Origin of the sequence: Rhodococcus sp. NPDC060084, from assembly GCF_042730335.1 — a bacterium.
In the GTDB taxonomy this organism is placed as follows: domain Bacteria; phylum Actinomycetota; class Actinomycetes; order Mycobacteriales; family Mycobacteriaceae; genus Rhodococcus.
Genome location: NZ_JBHWWX010000022.1, coordinates 15470 through 35901, shown reverse-complemented (window position 1 = coordinate 35901; position 20432 = coordinate 15470). Strand labels below are relative to the sequence as shown.

At 67.6% G+C, this 20432-nt stretch carries 18 protein-coding genes; 7 read left to right on the top strand and 11 right to left on the bottom strand.

Going from position 1 to position 20432, the window contains the following annotated elements; all coding sequences use genetic code 11:
• The first annotated feature begins 25 nt into the window (after positions 1-25).
• From ACFWBU_RS13230 to ACFWBU_RS13210, 5 genes are all read left to right on the top strand, one after another.
• Positions 26-1081 carry a lipocalin-like domain-containing protein gene (locus ACFWBU_RS13230; protein ID WP_169621379.1) on the top strand — a complete coding sequence of 352 codons (1056 nt, stop codon included), beginning with the start codon at positions 26-28 and terminating at the stop codon, positions 1079-1081.
• Positions 1078-2415: a homogentisate 1,2-dioxygenase gene (gene hmgA, locus ACFWBU_RS13225; RefSeq protein ID WP_367113024.1), complete on the top strand. Its 1338-nt coding sequence runs from the start codon at positions 1078-1080 to the stop codon at positions 2413-2415. Before ACFWBU_RS13230 ends, hmgA begins: the two co-directional genes overlap by 4 nt.
• Before the next feature lie 9 nt (positions 2416-2424).
• Complete coding sequence (locus ACFWBU_RS13220) at positions 2425-3906, top strand: aldehyde dehydrogenase family protein (RefSeq protein ID WP_169652006.1); 1482 nt, start codon at positions 2425-2427, stop codon at positions 3904-3906.
• A 20-nt stretch (positions 3907-3926) separates the two neighbouring features.
• Positions 3927-5177 carry a CoA transferase gene (locus ACFWBU_RS13215; RefSeq protein WP_169652005.1) on the top strand — a complete coding sequence of 417 codons (1251 nt, stop codon included), beginning with the start codon at positions 3927-3929 and terminating at the stop codon, positions 5175-5177.
• A 95-nt stretch (positions 5178-5272) separates the two neighbouring features.
• A complete protein-coding gene (locus ACFWBU_RS13210) occupies positions 5273-6403 on the top strand; it encodes a nitronate monooxygenase (protein WP_169652004.1) in 1131 nt (376 codons plus the stop codon).
• Between the two features lie 113 nt (positions 6404-6516).
• Here the strand turns inward: ACFWBU_RS13210 and ACFWBU_RS13205 are convergent, their stop codons facing one another.
• From ACFWBU_RS13205 to ACFWBU_RS13155, 11 genes are read right to left on the bottom strand one after another with little or no spacing between them, the layout of a single operon-like run.
• Positions 6517-7728 carry an MCE family protein gene (locus ACFWBU_RS13205; protein WP_169652003.1) on the bottom strand — a complete coding sequence of 404 codons (1212 nt, stop codon included), beginning with the start codon at positions 7726-7728 and terminating at the stop codon, positions 6517-6519.
• On the bottom strand, positions 7725-8819 hold the full coding sequence (locus ACFWBU_RS13200) for an MCE family protein (protein ID WP_378528461.1): 1095 nt from the start codon (positions 8817-8819) through the stop codon (positions 7725-7727). Before ACFWBU_RS13200 ends, ACFWBU_RS13205 begins: the two co-directional genes overlap by 4 nt.
• Positions 8816-10027 (bottom strand): MCE family protein, encoded by a 1212-nt coding sequence (locus ACFWBU_RS13195; protein WP_378528460.1) that lies wholly within the window; start codon positions 10025-10027, stop codon positions 8816-8818. Before ACFWBU_RS13195 ends, ACFWBU_RS13200 begins: the two co-directional genes overlap by 4 nt.
• A complete protein-coding gene (locus ACFWBU_RS13190) occupies positions 10024-11043 on the bottom strand; it encodes an MCE family protein (protein WP_296549125.1) in 1020 nt (339 codons plus the stop codon). The genes ACFWBU_RS13195 and ACFWBU_RS13190 overlap by 4 nt, the downstream gene beginning before the upstream one ends.
• Entirely contained in the window at positions 11040-12056 is a 1017-nt protein-coding gene (locus ACFWBU_RS13185) for an MCE family protein (protein WP_378528459.1), read from the bottom strand. Before ACFWBU_RS13185 ends, ACFWBU_RS13190 begins: the two co-directional genes overlap by 4 nt.
• A complete protein-coding gene (locus ACFWBU_RS13180; RefSeq protein WP_378528458.1) occupies positions 12053-13213 on the bottom strand; it encodes an MCE family protein in 1161 nt (386 codons plus the stop codon). The genes ACFWBU_RS13185 and ACFWBU_RS13180 overlap by 4 nt, the downstream gene beginning before the upstream one ends.
• Positions 13214-13233: 20 nt before the next feature.
• Complete coding sequence (locus ACFWBU_RS13175; RefSeq protein WP_378528473.1) at positions 13234-14088, bottom strand: MlaE family ABC transporter permease; 855 nt, start codon at positions 14086-14088, stop codon at positions 13234-13236.
• A 2-nt stretch (positions 14089-14090) separates the two neighbouring features.
• The gene (locus ACFWBU_RS13170) at positions 14091-14855 is read right to left on the bottom strand and encodes an ABC transporter permease (RefSeq protein ID WP_169621371.1); all 765 of its coding nucleotides are present in this window, start codon (positions 14853-14855) and stop codon (positions 14091-14093) included.
• A 46-nt stretch (positions 14856-14901) separates the two neighbouring features.
• Complete coding sequence (locus ACFWBU_RS13165; RefSeq protein ID WP_378528457.1) at positions 14902-16539, bottom strand: long-chain-fatty-acid--CoA ligase; 1638 nt, start codon at positions 16537-16539, stop codon at positions 14902-14904.
• Between the two features lie 19 nt (positions 16540-16558).
• A complete protein-coding gene (locus ACFWBU_RS13160) occupies positions 16559-17674 on the bottom strand; it encodes an acyl-CoA dehydrogenase family protein (protein WP_378528456.1) in 1116 nt (371 codons plus the stop codon).
• Positions 17675-17690: 16 nt separating this feature from the next.
• A complete protein-coding gene (locus ACFWBU_RS13155) occupies positions 17691-18875 on the bottom strand; it encodes an acyl-CoA dehydrogenase family protein (protein WP_169621368.1) in 1185 nt (394 codons plus the stop codon).
• Between the two features lie 110 nt (positions 18876-18985).
• Here ACFWBU_RS13155 and ACFWBU_RS13150 point away from each other — a divergent pair, with 110 nt between their 5' ends.
• Together ACFWBU_RS13150 and ACFWBU_RS13145 are read left to right on the top strand one after the other, a co-directional pair.
• Positions 18986-19171, top strand: a complete 186-nt coding sequence (locus ACFWBU_RS13150; RefSeq protein WP_169621367.1) for a ferredoxin — start codon at positions 18986-18988, stop codon at positions 19169-19171.
• A 130-nt stretch (positions 19172-19301) separates the two neighbouring features.
• Complete coding sequence (locus ACFWBU_RS13145; RefSeq protein WP_378528455.1) at positions 19302-20207, top strand: 3-oxoacyl-ACP reductase; 906 nt, start codon at positions 19302-19304, stop codon at positions 20205-20207.
• Positions 20208-20432 lie beyond the last annotated feature (225 nt).

Below are 20432 nucleotides of genomic sequence, written 5' to 3'. Positions count from 1 at the left end.
ACACCCGAACTCTTGGAGACAACCCATGCCCGCTCTACAGATCGTCGAAGCCTGGAACGGACCGGGACGCCGTGACGGCGAGATCACCGTCGTCGGACCGAAAGACAATGCCGCTCATCCTTCCAGCGAGAAACACGCCTTCGAACACTGGTATTTCGACGCACATCTCGACGACGGCCGGATCGTCGTCGCGATGGTGCAGACGCGGGAACTGGTGCACCGCAGACCCGGAGTGGAGATCCACATCTACTCGCCCGACGGGCAGCGCAGGGAGGAGATCCGGCAGTACCGTGACTCGGACCTCACGGTGTCGGAGGAACGCTGCGACGTGCGGGTCGCGCACAACACGGCACGTCTCGTCGGAGAGGACGAGGGCAAGCCGATCTACCGTGTCGCCGTCTCCGAGGGCGGCCTCGGATTCGATCTGACGTTCACCGCCCTGATTCCGCCGTGGATGCCGGGCAGGGGCCGGACGAGTTACAACGACCGCGAGTTCTTCGCCTGGGTCGTGGGCGCGCCTCGGGCCGCTGTTGCCGGCACCGTCACGGTCGACGGCGTCACCACCGAGGTCACCGGTCGCGGCTACCACGACCACAACTGGGGTGTCGGTGACATGAAGCGTGTCATCGACAAGTGGTACTGGGGCAGGTTGTACACCGACGACTTCTCCCTGGTGTACGCGATGGTGCACACCCAGAAGAAATACGGTGCCCACTGGTCGCAGCCGGTGATGATCGCCCGGGACGACCGGATCGTGCTCAGCAACGGCGAGGTCGAGATGACCGAGGGCCCCGCGGTCTTCGACCCGGTCGCCGATCGCACCTATCCGTCGTGGCTGCAGATCCGTGTTCCGGGCTCGCTCGATCTGAAGCTCACCGTCCGCGACATCGTGCACGCCCACAATCTGCTCGAAGACGTACCGCTCGCCTCGAGCGCGCTGGTGAAGCCGATCGTCAATCGACTCATCGGCCGCCCGGGGTACTTCCGATTCCGGTCGGATTTCACGATGACGGTCACGGTCGATGGCGAGGAGTACGTCCGTACGGGGACCACACTGCACGAGATGGTCGCGCTCACGTGAGCGGAGGCAGCGACGGTCGCGTGGAGGTCGACGATCCGCCGGGTCTTTCCTATCTGCGGGGATTCGGCAACGAGCATCACAGCGAGGCCGTCGAGGGTGCGCTGCCGTGGGGGCAGAATTCCCCCCAGCGTGCGCCGTACGGTTTGTACGCGGAGCAGCACTCGGCGACCGCGTTCACCGAACCACGCGAACACAACCGCAGAACATGGACCTACCGGATCATGCCGTCTGCCGCGCACGGGCCGTTCGAGCGCGTGGACAGCCGTGGCTGGGTGTCGGCGCCGGTGTCCGGAGGCGTGCTCACCCCCAACCGGATTCGGTGGGATCCGCTGCCTCCACCGGCACCCGGGACGGATTTCGTGGACGGGATCATCACCTACGCCGTCAACGGCGACGTCCACGCCCGCACCGGCATAGCCGTACACCTCTATTCCATGTCGTCGTCGATGACCGACCGGTACTTCGTCGACTCCGACGGGGAACTGCTGTTCGTCCCCCAGGACGGGGAACTGCTGCTCTGCACCGAGTTCGGGCGCCTCGCGGTCGGTCCGGGCGAGATCGCGGTGATCGGCCGTGGCGTGCGCTTCCGCGTCGAGCTGCTGGGGGAACGGGCGTCGGGCTACGTCTGTGAGAATTACGGGTCTGCCTATGCGCTGCCCGAACTCGGCCCCATCGGGGCGAACGGTCTCGCACACGCACGCGACTTCCTCTATCCCACCGCCTGGTACGAGGACCGGAACGGACCTGTCGAACTGGTGAACAAGTTCGGTGGACAACTCTGGGCGACCGAGCTGGATCATTCCCCACTCGACGTGGTCGCCTGGCACGGCACGCACGGTGCCTACAAGTACGACCTCGGCAGGTTCAACGCGATGACCACCGCGGGGTGGGACCATCCCGACCCGTCGATCTTCACCGTGCTCACCTCCCCGACGCCGATACCGGGCCAGGCGAACGTCGATTTCTGTGTCTTCCCCGACCGGTGGGTGGTTGCGGAGCGCACCTTCCGGCCACCGCATTTCCACCGCAACGTCATGACCGAGTTCATGGGACTCGTACGCGGGCGCCACGATTCGAAGGCCGAGGGGTTCGTACCCGGCGGTGCGTCCCTCCACAACCAGTGGGGCGCGCATGGTCCCGATGCGGAGACGTTCGACCTTGCCACCGCGGCCGACCTGGTACCGGTCAAGCTCGAGAACACCCTCTCGTTCATGTTCGAGACGCGATCGGCGCTCACCGTGACCGACGCCGCCTACCGCTGTGCGCACCGTCAGACGGACTACGACGCGTCGTGGTCCGGGCTCATCCGTCGCTTCACCCCGCCTTCTTCCTGAGGAGTCCCGATGACCGACCTCTCCACCCCCGTCCCCGCCCCCGTCACAATTCCCGACTCCGGCCTGCGTATCGGAGGGCGGACCGTCCCGGCGCAGTCCGGTGCACACTTCTCGTCGATCAATCCGGCGACCGAAGAAGTCGTCGCCGAAGTGGCAGCGGGCGGCGCCGCAGACATCGACGCCGCCGTCGACGCGGCCCGCGACACCTTCGAGTCCGGAGTGTGGTCGCGCATGCCCGGCGCCGAGCGTGGGCGAATCCTCACGCGCGTGGCGGATCTCCTCGAACAGCACGCGCCCGAGTTGTCCGCGCTCGAGACAGCGGAGATGGGAAAGCTCTACGCCGACACCGTGGCCGGTGACATTCCCGCTGCCGCCGCGTCGTTCCGTCATTACGCCGGCTGGGCCGACAAGATTGCCGGCGAGGCGATGATCCTTCCGGATGTCGGCCCCCAGCACCGATTCGGATTCACGCTGCGGCAGCCTCTCGGCGTGGTCGGTGCGATCACACCGTGGAACAACCCGACCGTGGTTGCGGCGTGGAAGATCGCACCCGCGCTCGCAGCCGGATGCTCGGTGGTGGTCAAACCCGCAGAGGACGCATCGCTGGCGACGCTCAGGCTGGCCGACCTGCTCGCCGAAGCCGGTGTGCCTGACGGCGCGTTCAACGTCGTCCCCGGGCTCGGTCCCGAGGCCGGTGCTGCGCTCGCCGCGCACACCGGCATCGACAAGATCACTTTCACGGGAAGCCCCGCGGTCGGAAAGACCATCACCTCGCTCGCGGGCGAGAAGTTCCGGAAGGTCACCCTCGAGCTGGGCGGCAAGGCCCCGCAGTTGATCTTCCCGGACGCGGACCTCGACGCGTCGCTGCCGTGGATCGCGATGGGCAACTTCTACCACCAGGGCCAGGTGTGCGCGGCGGGTACGAGGGTGATCGTGCACGAGTCGATCGCCGACCAGGTGGTGGAAGGGCTCGTCGAGTTCGCCCGCAACGCGGTCGTCGGCGACCCCTTCGACCCGGCCAGCACCCAGGGCACGATCGTCAATCGCAAGCAACTCGACCGCATCCTCGGCTACATCGAGAAGGGGCGCAGTGAGGGCGCCCAGCTCGTCACCGGAGGATCCCGCATCGGCGACCGCGGTTTCTTCGTCGAACCCACCGTGTTCCGCGGCACGAACGACCTCACCATCGCGCAGGACGAGATCTTCGGCCCGGTCGCCACGGTCATCACGTTCAAGACCACCGACGAGGCGGTCCGGCTCGCGAACACCACCAAGTACGGCCTCAACGCCTTCATCTTCAGCCAGAACCTCTCCACGGTGCACAGCGTCATCCCGCAGTTGCGGGTCGGAACGGTGTGGGTCAACGGCTGGGGAGTGCCCGACCCGGCGCTACCCTGGGGCGGGCGCGACGCCAGCGGTATCGGCCGCGAACTGGGCCGCAGCGGCCTCGAAGCGTTCACCGAGGAGAAGACGGTTCACCTCGGTTACTGACCGAAGGAACAGGCAACACAGTGCAATCCGGTAACGCAGGTACGCAGGGTGATTCGGCGCAGACGACGGCAGGCACCGGTGCGCTCGCGGACATCAGGGTGCTCGAACTGGGCACCCTGATCGCGGGTCCGTTCGCCGGACGCCTGCTCGGCGACATGGGCGCAGACGTCATCAAGATCGAGGATCCCGCTCGTCCCGACCCGCTGCGTACATGGGGACAGGGCGAGCGGGACGGGCATCGATTCTTCTGGACGGTGCACGCCCGCAACAAGCGCTGCATCACTCTCGATCTGCGCGCTCCAGACGGTCAGGAACTGTTCCGGCGCCTGGTCGCCGAATCGGACGTCATCGTCGAGAACTTCCGGCCGGGCACCCTCGAGAAGTGGGGACTCGGGTACGACGTGCTGTCCGAGATCAATCCGGGCCTCGTCCTGGCCCGCGTGTCCGGGTACGGGCAGACCGGTCCCAAGGCCGGGCACGCGGGTTACGCGTCGGTCGCCGAGGCCGAGAGCGGTCTGCGGCACCTCAACGGCTATCCCGGGCAGGCCCCGCCGCGACTCGCGCTGTCCCTCGGCGACACCCTCGGTGGCATGTTCGCCGTCCAGGGGGTGCTCGCCGCGCTGCTCAGCCGTGAACGCACGGGACGTGGACAGATCGTGGACGTCGCATTGACGGAAGCGTGCTTCGCGGTCCAGGAATCCGTGGTGCCCGACTACGACGCCGCCGGCGTGGTACGGGGCCCGTCCGGCACCCGCCTCGAGGGGATCGCCCCGTCGAATCTCTACCGGACAGCCGACGACATGTGGATCGTCATCGCCGCCAACCAGGACACCGTCTTCCGGAGGCTGTGCGCTGCGATGGACTCCCCGGAACTCGCAGACGACCCGCGTTTCGCCGACCACCTTTCCCGCGGCACCAACCAGGACGAACTCGACGCACTGATCGGGCGATGGGCGGCGACCTGGACGCTCGACGACCTGCTCGCACACCTGTCTGCGGCGGGCGTCGTCGCCGGTCCGGTCAACACGGTCGCGGAAGTGGTGCGCGATCCGCAGTTCCAGGCCCGCGGAATGCTTGTGCCGCACCACGACGAGCGCACGGGCCGCGACGTGCTCGGGCCTGGTGTCGTGCCGGTCCTCGCCGGCACACCCGGATCGGTTCGCATGGCGGGCGCACCGATCGCCGGTTACGACAATGCCGCCGTCTACGGCGACATCCTCGGACTCGCCGAGGCCGAGCAGGACGCGCTCCGCGAGCGCGGGATCATCTGAGTTCGGGCGAGACGCCGCTGGGCATGTTCAATCCGCCGCGCGCACTCTAAAGTGGAACCTGTTCCAGTCTTCCACTGTCTCCCGAGGAGTGCCGAATGCACACGCCCCTTTGCGACGAACTCGGCATCGAGTTCCCCATCTTCGCCTTCACCCACTGCCGTGACGTTGTCGTCGCCGTGTCGAAGGCGGGCGGGTTCGGTGTCCTCGGCGCCGTCGGGTTCACCCCCGAGCAGCTCGAAGTGGAGCTGAACTGGATCGATGAGCACATCGGCGACCGTCCGTACGGCGTGGACATCGTGATTCCGAACAAGTACGAGGGTATGGACACCGACCTCTCGGCCGAAGAACTCACCAAGATGCTGCAGTCGATGGTGCCGCAGGAAACCCTCGATTTCGGGCGCAAGATTCTCACCGACCACGGTGTGCCGCTGCCCGAAGGAGACGATAACGCGTTGCAGCTTCTCGGCTGGACGGAGGCAACGGCCACCCCGCAGGTCGACGTTGCCCTCCAGCATCCGAAGGTCACGCTCATCGCCAACGCACTCGGGACGCCTCCGGCGGACATGATCGCGCACATCCACGAATCCGGGCGCAAGGTTGCGGCCCTGTGCGGATCCCCCTATCAGGCGCGCAAGCACGCCGACGCCGGAGTCGACATCATCATCGCCCAGGGCGGAGAAGGTGGCGGACACTGCGGCGAAGTCGGCTCGATCGTGTTGTGGCCACAGGTGGTCAAAGAGGTTGCGCCGGTGCCTGTCCTGGCAGCGGGCGGTATCGGCAGCGGCCAGCAGATCGCGGCCGCCCTGGCGCTGGGCACGCAGGGCACCTGGTCCGGTTCCCAGTGGCTGATGGTCGAAGAGGCCGAGAACACCGCCGTGCAGCAGGCGGCCTACGTCAACGCCACCAGTCGCGACACCGTGCGCAGCCGCTCGTTCACGGGCAAGCCCTGCCGGATGCTCCGCAACGACTGGACCGAGGCGTGGGAGCAGGACGACACCCCGGAGCCTTTGGGAATGCCTCTGCAGTACATGGTCTCGGGCATGGCCGTCGCTGCGACGCACAAGTACCCGGACGATTCCGTCGACGTCGCGTTCAACCCCGTCGGGCAGGTCGTCGGCCAGTTCTCGAAGGTCGAGAAGACCTCCGCGGTCATCGAGCGGTGGGTGCAGGAGTACCTCGACGCGACCGGCACGCTCGAGCGGCTGAACGAGGCCGCGAGCGCCTGACCGGGACGATCACGTGGCCGCTGCGCTCCGGCGCGGCGGCCACCGTTCGTTCGCCGGCTGCGCGCGGTCGTGTTCTGCCCGCGCTCTTGCGCAGTGCCGCTCCCGGCTCCTGCTCAGCCCGTCGGCGTCAGCAGATCTTCCAGCCCGGTGGCCGGGTATCCACCGTCGCGACACAATTGCACGGTCGGTGCCCGTCGTCCCGGGTACTCGATGCACGGCATGTTCCGTGCCCCGCGCACCGCGACCGGCGAATCGGCCGGCAACGTGCAGTACAGATCCGGCGGGGTTTCCGGAACGTCGAGTTCGGTGGGCGACCGGCGTTGCTCCGGTGGCAGGAACCCGCTGATACACGGCGGCGGATCGTTGTACGAATTGACGAAATACGTGTTCTGCGCCGGGTTGTCGACGTTGGGCAGGCCGGCGGACTGTGTCGACGCCATGATCGAGGGGAAGAGCACGAGTATCTGCTCGAGCGACGGTTGATACACCGCCGCGACCTGCTCGACCGTGATGAGGTTCGCCAGGAGCAGGGGCAGGGTGGGTTCGGCGTCCTCGAACAATGCCTGCACCTGCGCGGCGGCAGGCGCGCCGACCCCGAGCAGGGTGCGGATATCGGTGTCGGAGTCACGGAGTTGCCCGGTCGTGCCGGCGAGTGACGATGCCCATCGGGTGATGGCGTCCGAGGATGCCACCTGTGTCTCGAGCAGCGGCCCGACCTGATCCAGCAGGGTCGCCGTGCTGTCGATGCTCGCGGCTGCCTCACCGCTCACTGCCGCCGCAGACTCGATGAGCGTCCGCAACGCGTCGTCCGAATCGGCGACAGCGGAGTGGGTTTCGTCGAGCAGCACGGACAGACGGTCGGTCCCGACCGACTGCAAGGTGCTGTCGAGTTGATCGAGTGCCCGTCCGATGGGCTCGGGCACCGACACACGGTCGGACCCGACGACGTCACCGTCGCCCAGGTACGGCGCGTCGGCGCCGGCAGGCAGGAACTCGACGTACTGCTCGCCGATGGCCGACATGCTCCGGACCTGAACCGCGGCGTCCGCGGGGACGGGTACGCCCGAATCGAGGGACAGCACGGCTTCCGCACCGCCGATCGTCATCGTCACAGCGGTCACGCGCCCGATCTCGACTCCGCGGTAGGTCACGTTGGCCGACGGGTACAGACCGGCTCCGTCGGTGAGTTCCAGCCGGACGTCGTAGCGGCCGATGCCGACCAGGCGAGGCACCTCCACGACCCACAGCGCGACGACGAGGACGGCAGCGAGTCCGATCGCGAAGAACGCGAGCAGGCGGGTTCGCAACGCCGCGGTAGGACTCATCGCGGGGCCTCCCCTGACGGGGGAACGAGCAACGACACCAGGTCGGGGAGGGGAGCGGCACCGCCGGTGAGCGCACCCTCGAACGGAGTGCCGAGCAGCAACGCGTTCTCGAGCGTCGGCAGGGTCAGATCGAGAATGACGGTGCCGTTCGCATAGTCGCCCCGAACCGCGTTGCGGTACGTGTCGATCGGGAACGGGAAGGTCAGCAGGTACCGCAGCGATTCGGTCAGCGAGTCGCCGGAGGCTGCCAGTGACGACAGGATCGGCTCGAGATCTCGCAGATTCGCAACCACGTCGTCGCCGCTCGCCTCGACGACCTCGGTGGCGACCCGCCCGAACTGCCCGAGGGAATCGGCGGCACGGGTCAGTTCCGCGCGCTGAGCCGCCAGCACCTCGAGCGCAGGCGCGAGTTGATCCGCGGCCGCGGCGATCCGGTCGTTGTGCACGGCAACCTCCGCGGCAAGTGCGTCGATGGACTCCATCGCGCTCACGATCCCGTTCCGCTGGGCATCGAGTCCACTCAGTACGGCGTCGAGCCGGACGAGCACCGCACGCGTCGATTCCTGTCGTCCGTCCAGCGCGCGGTTGAGCTCGAGGGAGATCTCCTGAGCCTGCGCGAGCCCGCCGCCGCTGAGGACCAGGGAGAGCGACGAGAGCGTCTGTTCGGTGGTGGGAAAAGCACCCGACCGTTCCAGGGGGATGACGTCGCCGTCCGCGAGACGGCCGCGTGCGGGTTCGCCCACCGGCGGTGACAGTTCGACGTGTGCGGAGCCGAGCAGGCTCGTCTGACCGATTGCGGCGTTCGCGTTGGCGGGCAGCACGGTGGAGCCGTCCAGCATCACCGTCACCTCGGCGTGCCCGTTGCTCAACCGAAGCCCCGACACGCGGCCGACCGTCACATCACCCACCCGTACGCGCGAATTACGTTCCAGTGTCGTCACATCCGGCATCTCGAGGGTGACCTCGAAGGCGTCGGCCCCGTGCCCGCGCGTGCCGGGCAGGTCGAGCGAGTTGAGTCCTTGCCAGTCGCATCCGGTCACCACGAGAACACACGCGAGCATGCCTGCCGCTACCGCCGGGCGCGTACTCACGGCGACCCCGGCGAGAGGAGTTCGGTCAGGTCGGTGGGTGCCGGGGCGCCCGGTGCGAGATCCGGCTCGGTGTAGACGAGTTGGTCGGGCAGCGCGCCCACACCCCGGGTGGGATTGATGCGCGCCGGCGGATACTCCGTCGCGAGCAGCGGAAGGATCGGGCCCAGGTATTGCACGCACAGTTCGGAACCGGTGTGGGCGTCCACCTGTTCCGCAGCGGCCAGTGCCGAGCAGATGAACTGGGCCGGGTTCGCAAAGTTGGTCAGCGCGAGCGCCGACACGACGGTGTTGTGGGCCGGCTGGTAGATGTTCTGCAGGTTCGACAATGCGGTCGGCGCGACATGGAGCACCTGGGCGATGCCGTCACGCTGTGCCGCGAGCGTCTCGGCGAGCACAGCGGTGCGATCCACGGTCGTGTCGATCTCCTCGCGATTGGTGCGGACGAACCGTTCGACATCGACGAGCACGGTGTCGAGTCCGGCCAGCGCAGCGCCCATCTCGTCGCGGTTCGCGTCCAGGACATCCGTCACCGCGGCAAGCCGGTCGTGGAAGGACACGATCTGGTCGCCGCTCGCCGACAGCGCGTCGACGAATACCTGCAGGTTGCCCAGCGTGCCGAAGAGGTCGCTACGGCCGTCCGAGACGGTGCGCATCGCTGCCGACAGTTCCCGCAGAGATTCGCGGATCGCGGGGCCGTGCCCCTCGGCATTGTCGGCAGCGACGTCGAGCACCTCACCGAGCGGCCCCCGCGCATCGTCGTCGGTCGGACCGAGTTCGGTGGTCAGGCGAGCCAGTTGCGCGGTGATCTCGTCCCATTCGACCGGTACCGCTGTGCGGTCGAGCGTGATGCTCGCGCCCGGAGCGAGTTCGGGTCCGCCGGTGTAGGGCGGAGTGATCTGGAGGAAGCGGGCCGAGACCAGTGTCGGCGCCATGAGCGCGGCCTCTGCGGCGGCCGGGATGCGATGGGCTGCGTCGACGGTGAATGTCACCAGCACCCGGTCGCCGCGCGGTGCGATGCCGGTGATCCGTCCGACCTCGACCCCCATGATGCGCACATCGTCGCCGACGTACAGGCCACGTGCAGTCGTGAACTCCGCCGAATATTCGTCGGTCGCACGCCACGGCACGACGGTGAACGACACGACGGCGATCACCGCCAGGACGAGCAGCGGCACCACCCACGTCAGGAACCCTGTGCTCCGCTTCACGGAGTACCTCCCGGAACGGTGATACCGGCATCGTCGAGCGCCCGCGTGAGGGCCGGTTCGATGATCTGCATCGGCAGCAGATTCTGGATGTAGGAGTTGAAGAACGGGCCCGACGCGACCGCCTCGCCGAGTTCGGTCGCGTACGGACCGAGCCTGTCGATGGCGAGCGCGATGTTGTCGCGGTTGCGTTCGAGGACGGCAAGAACCGCGTTGACCCTGGTCAGCGTGGGCGTCAGCTGGGCCTCGTTGTCTGCGACCAGGTTCGAGATCTCCACGGACAACGCGTCGACGTTGGCGAACAACGTGTCGAGTGCTGCGCGACGGCGGTCGAGTTCGCCGAGCACGAGGTCGGCGTCGACGATGAGCGAGTCGATAGCGTCGCTGCGCTCGGCGAGCACCGCGGTGACCTGCTCCGCGTGCGTGAGCAGTTCGCGCAACGAGGCGTCGCGGCTCGCCACCGTCTCGGACAGGCGCATCACCCCGTCCACGGCGGCACCGACGTCGTCGGGTGTCTCGCGCAGGGTGTCGGACAGCACGCGCATCGAGGTACGGAGCTGTTCGGCGTCGAGTTCGGCTGCGGTATCGGCGAGATCACCGAGGGCGTCCGTCAGCTGGTACGGGGCGGTGGTCCGGTCGAGGTCCATCGTGCTGCCCGGTTCGAGTCTCCCCGGACCTGCCGGACGTACGCGCAGGTGCCGTGCACCCAGTGCGGTGGCGGTCGCGATGTCGACGGTCGTGTCGGTGCCGAGTGTGACCCGCTGGTCGACGGTGAATGTGACGGCGACGGCGTCGTGGTCGATGACGATGTCGAGCACACGGCCGGCGTCCTTGCCCGACACCTGCACGGCGTCCCCGGGGTTCAGACCGCCGGCGTCGACGAAACGCGCGCGATAGGTGGACCCGGAGTCGAACAGCGGCAGTGACCGGATGTTCAGGGCGCACAGCACGAGAACGATCAGCACGACCGTGCCGATCACACCCACGCGGGTGGGATTCATGTCGCGGAACTGTGTCATGCCGGGGCGCACCTGCCCGTCGTTTGACCGAACAGGGGCGAGGTGACGGTGTTGCCGGAGGGGTCGCTGACCTTGATGAGCATTCCGCACAGGTAGTAGTTGAAGAACCCGCCGTAGGCGCCGAGTCTGGTGAGTGCGGCGTACGCATCGGACAGCCGTGTCGCCAGGCTGTCGATGGTGTCGCTGCGGGACTCCAGTTGTGCCGCCACGAGTTCGGTTTCGCGGAGCGTACCGGCAAGCGGGGAGCGCGTCCGGCTGAGCAGGTCCGCGACGGATCCGCTCGCCGCATCGAGACGGGTGACCGATTCGCCCAGCATCACCGAATCCTGCGCAAGTCCCGACAGCAGTTCCTGCGCGCGCACGAGTGCGGCGTCGACCGTGTCGCGGTGCGCAGCGAGAGTGGCCAGCACCGCGTTCAGGTTCGTGATCACCTGCCCGACCAGGAGATCCCGGTCGGCGATGGCCGACGTCAGGGACGCGGCATGGGCAAGCACCGACTCCACCGTTCCGCCCTGGCCCTGCAGTACGGAGATGAGATCTGCGGACAGCCGGTTGACCTGGTCCGGGTCGAACGCGCGGAACAGCGGTGTGAAACTGCCGACGAGCACGTCCAGATCCAGTGCCGGGCGGGTCCGTCCGGGACCGATCGTCTCGTCGGCACTCATCGGGACGAGTTCTCCCGGACCATCGGACAATTCGAGATAACGGTCGCCGACGAGGTTGAGGTAACGGACCGTCGCGACGGTCGCCCGGGTCGGCGTGTAGACGGAGTCGACCTCGAAGACGATGTCGATGCGGTTTCCGTCGGCGAACTCGACCTTCTCCACCCGCCCCACTTCCACGCCGGACACCCGGACGAACTGACCCGGCTCGAGTCCGGACACGTCCTCGAACACAGCGTGATACCGGGTGTAGTCACCGAAGCGCACCTGACCGAAGACGACGAACAACCCGGCGAGGATCAGCGTCATGACGACGGCGTAGATGCCGGCCGCGATCGCGGTACGCGTCATCCGGCTCCTCCGCCCAGCAGTTCGAACAGGGATTCCGGTACGAATACCGGTGCGGTGTTCCGTCTCTCGAACGGATCGGCCCCGGTGCGAGCGACCACGTAAGGCGCAGGTGTTTCGTCGAGGGTGACGATCGGCAGTGCGCCGCACCGCGGACCACCCGTCGCGGCGACCACCGGAAGGTTGCGCGGATACTCGTACGGGTCGACACCGAGCAGCAGCGTCGAATTGAGCATCATCGACGATCCGTTGCCGCCGGACGACGGTTCGGCGAGTTGCCTGGCACGGTCGGCACCCTGGAAGAAGCAGGGCAGAACAGGGGAGTACTCCTCGAGCAGCGACGCGGTGGGGCGCAGGAGGTCGAGCACGTCGATGATCTGCGCGGTGTTCGGTTCCACGACGCGCCTCCCTGCGTCGCCCATCCCGATGGTGGCGAGCAGCAAGCGGTCGAGATCGTCGGCGCGCTCGACGATCGTTGCTCCGGTCACCGTCAGGTTGCCGAGCGCCTCCGTCACCTCGTCGGTCACCGGCGTGTAGATGTCCGCGGTGGCTTCGGCAGCGGTGAGGTCGCGTCGAATCACCTCGATGCGCGGCTCGAGTCGTGCGAGCACGGCATCGGTGTCCGACACAGCCGCGCCGAGTGTGTCGCCCCGGCCGCGCAGGGCGGACGCCAACGCGCCGAGGGTCCGGTTGAGCTTCGCGGGGTCGACGGCCTGCAGCACCCCGGACAGCGACTCGAACACGGTCTGCGTCTCCACCGTCACGCTCGAAGCCTGCAACACCGCGCCGTCGGACAACCCGGGAGTGCCGGTCGATCCGGTGCCGGTGAGGGAGACGTACTTGGCGCCGAACACTGTCGTCGCCAGGATCTCGGCCTCCGCGGTGGACGGGATGCGCGCCGCGTCGGCGGGGTCGAGGCGAATGACTACCTCGGCCCCGGCAGGAGTGTGCCGGACTTCGGTCACGGTGCCGACCTGCACACCGTGCGCCTTGACCATCACGCCGCGCTCGAGCATCAGCCCCGCCCGGCCGGTGTCGACCGTGACGGTCACCCCCGAAGCGAACGCTCCCCGGAAGGCGAGTCCGACGACGACCAGCACTACCGCGGCGACGACGACGAAGCCCGCTGTGGCCAGTCTGTGCAACCCGGTGCTCCGCATCCGTCCTGCCCGCACCGCTCTCACCCGGCCAGATGCAGCTGGCGGGCGCTGCCGTAGAGGACCAGCGAAATGAGCAGGGTGATCGTCACGACGGCGATGAGGGACATGCGCACCGCGCGGCCCGTTGCGACACCCACACCGGAAGGACCACCGCTCGCGGTGAATCCGTAGTAGCTGTGCACGGTCATGACGACGAGTGCCATCGCGACCGCCTGGAAGAACGACCACGCCACGTCGGCCGGGCGCAGGAACGTGGAGAAATAGTGGTCGTACACCCCCGGGGACTGACCGAGAACGACCACGGTGGCGATACGGCTCGACAGAAAAGCGGCGAGCACGGACAGCGCGTAGAGCGGAATCACCGCGATCAGGCCGGCCAGGATGCGGGTACCCACCAGGTACGGCACCGAGCGGATGGCCATGACTTCGAGGGCGTCGATCTCTTCACTGATGCGCATCGCGCCGAGTTGTGCGGTGGTGCCCGCGCCGATGGTCGCGGCCAGGCCCACTCCGGCGGTCACGGGCGCGACGACCCGCACGTTGACGTAGGCGGACAGGAACCCGGTGAGCGCTTCGACCCCGATATTGCCCAGAGACGTGAACCCCTGCACCGCGACCGTCGCACCGGCGAACAGGGTGAGGAACCCCATGATCGCGACGCTCCCACCGATCATCGCGAGAATGCCGGTCCCGAGCCCGATCTCGGAGACCACGCGCAGTGTTTCGCGTGGATAGTGGCGGGCGGCCCGTCCGGTCGAGGCGAGTGCACCGATCGAGAAGACCACCTGACGGCCGACGGTGTCGACCGCGCGGTCGAGACCGTGACCGGTCCGGCGCGCAGCGTGCGCGACCCGCCCGCCGGTGGGCCGTGGCACGCTCACCGACCCATCACCGCGATCCCGATCGAGGTGAGCAGCATGTTCGCGAGGAACAGGGCGACGAACGCGAACACCACGGTCTCGTTGACCGCTTCGCCGACACTCTTCGGTCCGCCGGTGACGGACAGGCCGCGGTGACATGCGATGAGACCTGCGAGCAGCCCGAAGACGGCCGCCTTGAGTTCCGACAGCAGGAGTTCTCCCGGCCCCACGAGCAAGGTGACGCCCGCGGCGTAGGCGCCCGGGTCGATGTTCTGGAAGGTCACCGAGAACAAGAATCCGCCGGTGAGCCCGATCGCGCACACCGCCCCGTTGAGCGTCACCGCGACGGCAGTCGACGCGAGCGCGCGCGGCAGCACCAGGCGCGCCGCGGGATCGATACCGAGGACTTCGAGGGCAGCGATCTCCTCACGGATGGTGCGCGATCCGAGATCCGCTGCGATGGCTGTGGCGCCTGCTCCGGCCACGACGAGAACCGTCACCAGGGGACCGATTTGTGTGATCGCGCCGAGGCCGGCGCCCGCACCGCTGAGATCACCCGCGCCGATCTCCAGCAGCAGCGAATTGAGGGTGAAGACCACCAGGACGGTGAACGGGATGGACATGAGGACCGTCGGGACGAGGGACACGCGCGCGATGAACCAGAACTGCGAGAGGAATTCACGCCACTGGAACGGGCCCCGGAACGCACTCACGAATGCGTCGAGCGACAACGCGTAGAAACTCCCGAGGGCGCGCGCTGCGGTACCGGGCACCGATCCCATCGATCCTCGCTTCTCCCACGGGGTCTTCCTGGCGTTCGGCTAGACGTTATCGGTGTCCCGATGTCGTTGTGAGAGGTTCGAGGAGGTGTGTCGTGTCCGGCGACAACGGCACGAATTCGGCATCGCCGCGCTCACGGACCCAGACCGGATCGGCGCAGTGCCATCGTTCCGCGGCGAGCGATCGGGTGAGGATTTTGAACGTCGCGGTCCGGGGGAACTCGCGGCAGACGCGCACGAGTGTAGGCACCTGCTTGGGGCCGAGATCGGTCTGCTCGGCGAGAAAAAGGGCGAATCTCTTCGCGTCGAATTCCTCGGCGACAGTGGGTATGACGGCCGCCATCACGCGATCACCCACGTGCCGGTCGGGGACCCCGTACACGGACACCTGGGCGAAACCCGGGTATCGCATCAAGACTCGCTCGATGGGCGCGGACCCGAGGTTCTCGCCGTCGACACGGAGCCAACCGGAACTGCGGCCGGCGAAATAGACGAACCCATCCGCGTCCCGGTAACCGAGGTCTCCGCTGTGGTACTTCCCGTCGCGGAGACGTTCGGCGTCGGCTTCGGGATTGTTGTAGTAGCCGCTGAACATTCCGGCTCCACGAGTGTTGACCAACTCGCCGGTGGCGTCGTCGGCGTTGACGATCCGGCCGTCGCTGTCGAATTCGGCGGGAGGACACGGCTTCCCGGTTTCCGGATGGAGGATGTCGATGCCGTCGGGGAGCGTTCCGAGCGCCCCGGGCGGCGCACCGGGGGTGGCGGCGATGGAGACGCCGCCCTCGGTGGACCCGAAGCCGTCCACGACCCGGGCGCCGAATCGCCGGGTGAACTCCGCGACCGCAGGCGCCGTGCCTTCGTTGCCGTACATGATGCGCAGACGATTGTCGGCGTCGTCCGCGCGCTCCGGTGTCGCGACGATGTACGACAAGGGTTTGCCGACGTAGTTCGCGTAGGTGACACCGAACTTCCGGAGATCGGTGACGAACCCGGATGCCGAGAACCGGCGCCGCAGTGCCACACCGCTCTCGGCTGCCAGCGCCACGCCCCAGCCGGCCATGATCGCGTTGGAGTGGAACATCGGCATCGACAGGTAGACCACGTCATCCGGCCCGAGGCCGAACCGCTCCGCGAGCATGAGCCCCGGGCCGGTCACCTTCCCGTGGGTGCAGCGCACCGCTTTCGGATCTCCGCTCGTCCCCGAAGTGAAGATGAGCATGAACAAGTCGTCGGGCTTCGTCTGCGCGACCACCGGGGCCGAGCCTGCGAACGGAGCGAGCATCTCCGGCCACTCGGCGGAGTCGACGTCGATCACGCGCACGCCGGGAAGGTCGAGACCGTCGAGCAGTGGCAGGTGAGCGGATTCGGTGAAGACCACCCGGCAGTCGGTGAGCGCGATGTCGCGGGCGAGCGCCTCGCCTCGGCGGGTGGTGTTCAGGCCCGCGACCACCGATCCGGACAGCGCGGCGGCACCGAGCAGCAGGGAGAACTCGGGCACATTGTCCATCAGCACCCCGATGTGCGGGGGAGCGTTCTCGTCGAGCAGGTCGCGCAGCAACGCCGCGCGGTCGTGCGAGGCGCGGACGTGTTCCCGCCACGAGATGCGGGTGTCCTCGAAGGCCATGCCACGGTCGTCGATGTCGGACAGGCGTGTGAGCAGCGAGGTCACAGTGGGATCGGCGGTCATGGCAGTCCTCGTCGTCCGGTCAGGCGGGGGTGTCGGCGAGTACCCGGCCGAGCGCACGAAGTTGCGCGGTGGCCGAACCGAGGAGGAACTCGTGCTGTTTGGCGGCGAGGAAGTATCGGTGGACGGGATGGTCCTCGTCGAGGCCGACGCCGCCGTGCACGTGGATCGCGGTATGTGCCACGCGGTGTCCCGCATCGGCCGCCCAGAATGCGGCACTGCGGAGTTCCTCGGCGTGCGGTTCGCCGGAGGCCATCCGGTGGGCGGCCTGCCACAAGGTCAGGCGTACCGCCTTGGTGTCGATGTAGGCGTCCGCGAGTCGCTGCGCGACAGCCTGGAAACTGCCGATCGGCCTGTCGAACTGGATGCGTTCGCGGGCGTACTGCGCGGTGAGCTCGAGTGCGCGGTCGAGCACTCCGCACTGGTAGGCGGCCGACCCGAGCAGGGTCCGATCCCGCAGCCGGGCGGCCACGGCTGCGCCGTCCGTGCCGAGCACCCGGCCGGCGTCGAGCTCGACCCCGTCCAGCGTGAGGATGCCTCTGCTGCCGCGGTCGGTCGTTGCCTGGCGGGTGACCCCGGCACCCGGGTCGTCGGACCGCACGAGGAAGACCGCGACGGAGTCCTCCAGCGACGCCGGGACCAGGAATCCGTCGGCGACCGGCGCGGCGTCGACGACCGTCTTGGTGCCGTCGAGCACGTACCCGTCGTCCGCGGCGTGTGCTCGGGTGGTGGGGACCACCGGATCGTCGTCGAGTTCTTCGGACAGTGCGGCGGTGAGGATCGTCCCACCGGCGGCAGCCGGCCTGCCCCACTCCGACACCTGCTGCGGCGTACCGAATTCACCGATGACGGAGGCACACACCGCGATCGACGTCAGATACGGGACGGCGGCAACCCCGCGGCCGAGTTCGAGCAGGATGCTTGCCTGCTCGAGCGGCCCGTACCCGTCACCGCCCACCGACTCGGGCAATGCCGCGCCGAGGATTCCGGACGAGGCGAGGAGGTCCCACAAGGTCCGGTCGATCCGGTCGTCGAGCGAGTCGAGCACGCGCAGATGGTCGTTGGTGACGATGTCGGTGACGATGCTGCGGGTCAGGCTCGACAGGTCCTGTTGAGCCTCGGTGAGGGTGAAGTCCACGGTGGAGGATCCTTCGTTAGCGCTTGGCGGGAGGCTGGCCGAGGGCGGCCATCGCGATGATGTCGCGCTGGACCTCGTTGGTGCCTCCGCCGAAGGTGAGAATGAGGGAACTGCGGTGCATACGTTCGATCCGTCCGCGCAGCAGCGCGCCCGGAGAGTTCTGACGGATCGTCGACGCGGGTCCCAGGATCTCCATGAGCACACGGTAGGCCTCGGTGGCGAATTCGGTACCGAACACCTTGTTCGCCGACGCCGGCCCGGGCCCGAGCGGCGTCTTGCCGGAACTCGACGCGATATCCCAGTTCATCAACTGGAGGTATTCCGCACGGGCGTGCACCCGCGCCAGACCGACCTGCACCCATTCCTGGTCCACGACGCGGCGTCCGTCGGGCAGCCTCGTCTGCTGCGCCCAGCGGCGCACCTCGCCGAGCGCGGTGAGCACCGGTCCGGCGGACGTGAGCGCGACACGCTCGTGGTTGAGCTGATTGGTGATCAGGGACCATCCGGCGTTCTCCTCGCCCACCAGAGCGGACGCAGGGACACGGACGTTCTCGAAATAGGTGGCGCTCGTGTCCGGACCGGCCATGGTGTGGACCGGGGTATACGAGAACCCCTCCGCGTCGGTGGGCACGATGAGAACGCTGATGCCCTTGTGTTTCTTCGCATCCGGGTCGGTTCGCACCGCAAGCCACACGTAGTCGGCGTACGCGATCAGGCTCGTCCACATCTTCTGGCCGTTGATCACCCACTCGTCGCCGTCGCGCACGGCCGTGGTGCGCAACGACGCGAGATCCGTTCCGGCTTCGGGCTCGGAGTAACCGATGGAGAAGTGCAGTTCGCCCGCGGAGATGCGCGGGAGGAAATACTCCTTCTGCTCCGCGGTGCCGTAATGCATGATCGTCGGCGCCACCGAATCGATGGTGAGGAACGGGACCGGTGCGCCTGCGATCGCGGCTTCGTCGGTGAAGATCAGCTGGTCCATCGCGGAGCGGTTCTGGCCGCCGTACTCCTCGGGCCAGCCCAGCGTGAGCCAGCCGTCCTTGCCCATCTGCTGCACGATCTCGCGGTAGACGTTGCCGGCCCCGTACTCGCCGGTCGTCGCGGCGAGGGCCTCACGCCGTTCCGGAGTCATGAGATGGGTGAAATAGTGTCGCAATTCCTCACGTAGCGCTTGTTGCTCGGAGGTATAGCTGATGTCCACGAACGCTCCACTTCGCCGCTGCGGGATTAGCGCGAATCATTGCACAGAAATGGAACGCGTTCTAGCCTGAGGCGGTCGGGTCGGTACGAAAGTGAAACGGGGTTCGGGTCATGGATGTCAAGGTCGACTTCGACCGCTGCGAGGCGAACGGCGTGTGTGTCGGGGTGGCGCCCGAGGTGTTCGATCTCAACGACGACGACGAGTTGCTCGTGAAGCACCCGGTTCCCGAGGGTAGTGAGGCGAACGTTCGTGAGGCAATTGCGCAGTGCCCCAGGGCAGCCCTGTCCGAAGGGTGAGCTGGGACCCCGTCGCGTCTTGTCATAAACAGGAACACGTTCTACATTCTCTGGACTGTCCCGATGTGGTGCCGGGGACGTCCACGGGGGTGTGGCCGTCCGGCCGGCCCGAATCGCAAGGAGTGCGTGGATGAGTTCTGTCGGCAGCGGTGTGTCCCTCGAAGGCAAGGTCGCCGTGGTCACCGGCGCGGGTGCGGGCCTCGGGCGGGCCGAAGCGATCGCGTTGGCTCGCGCCGGCGCGTCGGTGGTTGTCAACGATCTCGTCGCCAACGACTCCGTGGAGGACACTCTCGCGCAGATCCGCGCCATCGGACCCGGTGCGGCATTCGTGCCGGGAAGCGTCGCCGAGCGCGCGACCGCCGATGCGATGGTTCACGCCGCCGAGAAGGAGTTCGGTGGAATGGACATTGTGGTCAACAATGCGGGCATCACGCGTGACCGGATGCTGCCGAACATGTCCGACGACGAGTGGGACTCGGTCGTCGCGGTTCACCTGCGCGGCCACTTCCTGTTGTGCCGCAACGCCGCCGCGTACTGGCGGGGCAAGTCCAAGGAGGCCGGCGGGCCCGTCTACGGGCGCATCGTGAACACGTCGTCGGAGGCGGGGCTGCTCGGGCCGGAGGGGCAGGCGAACTACGGTGCCGCGAAAGCCGGCATCACGGCATTGACGGTGTCGGCCGCGCGGGGGCTGGCGCGGTACGGCGTGCGAGCAAACGCGATCTGCCCCCGTGCCCGCACGGCGATGACCGAATCGGTCTTCGGCGCCCCGCCGGACGTTGAGGTCGATCCACTCTCGCCCGACCATGTGGCGAATCTGGTTGCCTACCTGGCCTCGCCCGCCGCAGACCACATCAGTGGGCAGGTCTTCATCGTGTACGGGCCGATGGTCGCACTCATGGCCGCGCCGGTCGTGGAGCAACGGTTCGACGCGGACGTGCAGTGGACACCGGACGCCCTCGCGGCCGAACTGGGGGGTTACTTCGCGGACCGTGATCCGGCTGCGACGTTCTCCGCCTCCGACGCACTGAAACTGTGAACGCTTCCGACTCGCCCGAGCCGGAACTCGCTGCAACCCTGCGTGACACGTATCCTGGGCGAAGGGTACGTATCACGCCGACCGGCCGGTTCCGAGTCGGCAGTGCGCCGCGCGTCGGCGGCAAGGGACACCTGTTCTAGTTTTATCTCCGTTCAATTTCAATATTCAACTGTGTTGAATCGTCTTCCGGGGTTGAGGCGAGCGGGAGAGTAGTGCCGAATCCAC

What these genes read in the sequence shown, in the direction of transcription:
- ACFWBU_RS13230 (WP_169621379.1), top strand. Translation starts at nt 26, where the DNA reads ATGCCCGCTCTACAGATCGTCGAAGCCTGGAACGGACCGGGACGCCGT.
- ACFWBU_RS13220 (WP_169652006.1), top strand. Translation starts at nt 2,425, where the DNA reads ATGACCGACCTCTCCACCCCCGTCCCCGCCCCCGTCACAATTCCCGAC.
- ACFWBU_RS13210 (WP_169652004.1), top strand. Translation starts at nt 5,273, where the DNA reads ATGCACACGCCCCTTTGCGACGAACTCGGCATCGAGTTCCCCATCTTC.
- ACFWBU_RS13205 (WP_169652003.1), bottom strand. Translation starts at nt 7,728, where the DNA reads ATGAGTCCTACCGCGGCGTTGCGAACCCGCCTGCTCGCGTTCTTCGCG.
- ACFWBU_RS13190 (WP_296549125.1), bottom strand. Translation starts at nt 11,043, where the DNA reads ATGACACAGTTCCGCGACATGAATCCCACCCGCGTGGGTGTGATCGGC.
- ACFWBU_RS13185 (WP_378528459.1), bottom strand. Translation starts at nt 12,056, where the DNA reads ATGACGCGTACCGCGATCGCGGCCGGCATCTACGCCGTCGTCATGACG.
- ACFWBU_RS13180 (WP_378528458.1), bottom strand. Translation starts at nt 13,213, where the DNA reads ATGCGGAGCACCGGGTTGCACAGACTGGCCACAGCGGGCTTCGTCGTC.
- ACFWBU_RS13170 (WP_169621371.1), bottom strand. Translation starts at nt 14,855, where the DNA reads ATGGGATCGGTGCCCGGTACCGCAGCGCGCGCCCTCGGGAGTTTCTAC.
- ACFWBU_RS13165 (WP_378528457.1), bottom strand. Translation starts at nt 16,539, where the DNA reads ATGACCGCCGATCCCACTGTGACCTCGCTGCTCACACGCCTGTCCGAC.
- ACFWBU_RS13150 (WP_169621367.1), top strand. Translation starts at nt 18,986, where the DNA reads ATGGATGTCAAGGTCGACTTCGACCGCTGCGAGGCGAACGGCGTGTGT.
- ACFWBU_RS13145 (WP_378528455.1), top strand. Translation starts at nt 19,302, where the DNA reads ATGAGTTCTGTCGGCAGCGGTGTGTCCCTCGAAGGCAAGGTCGCCGTG.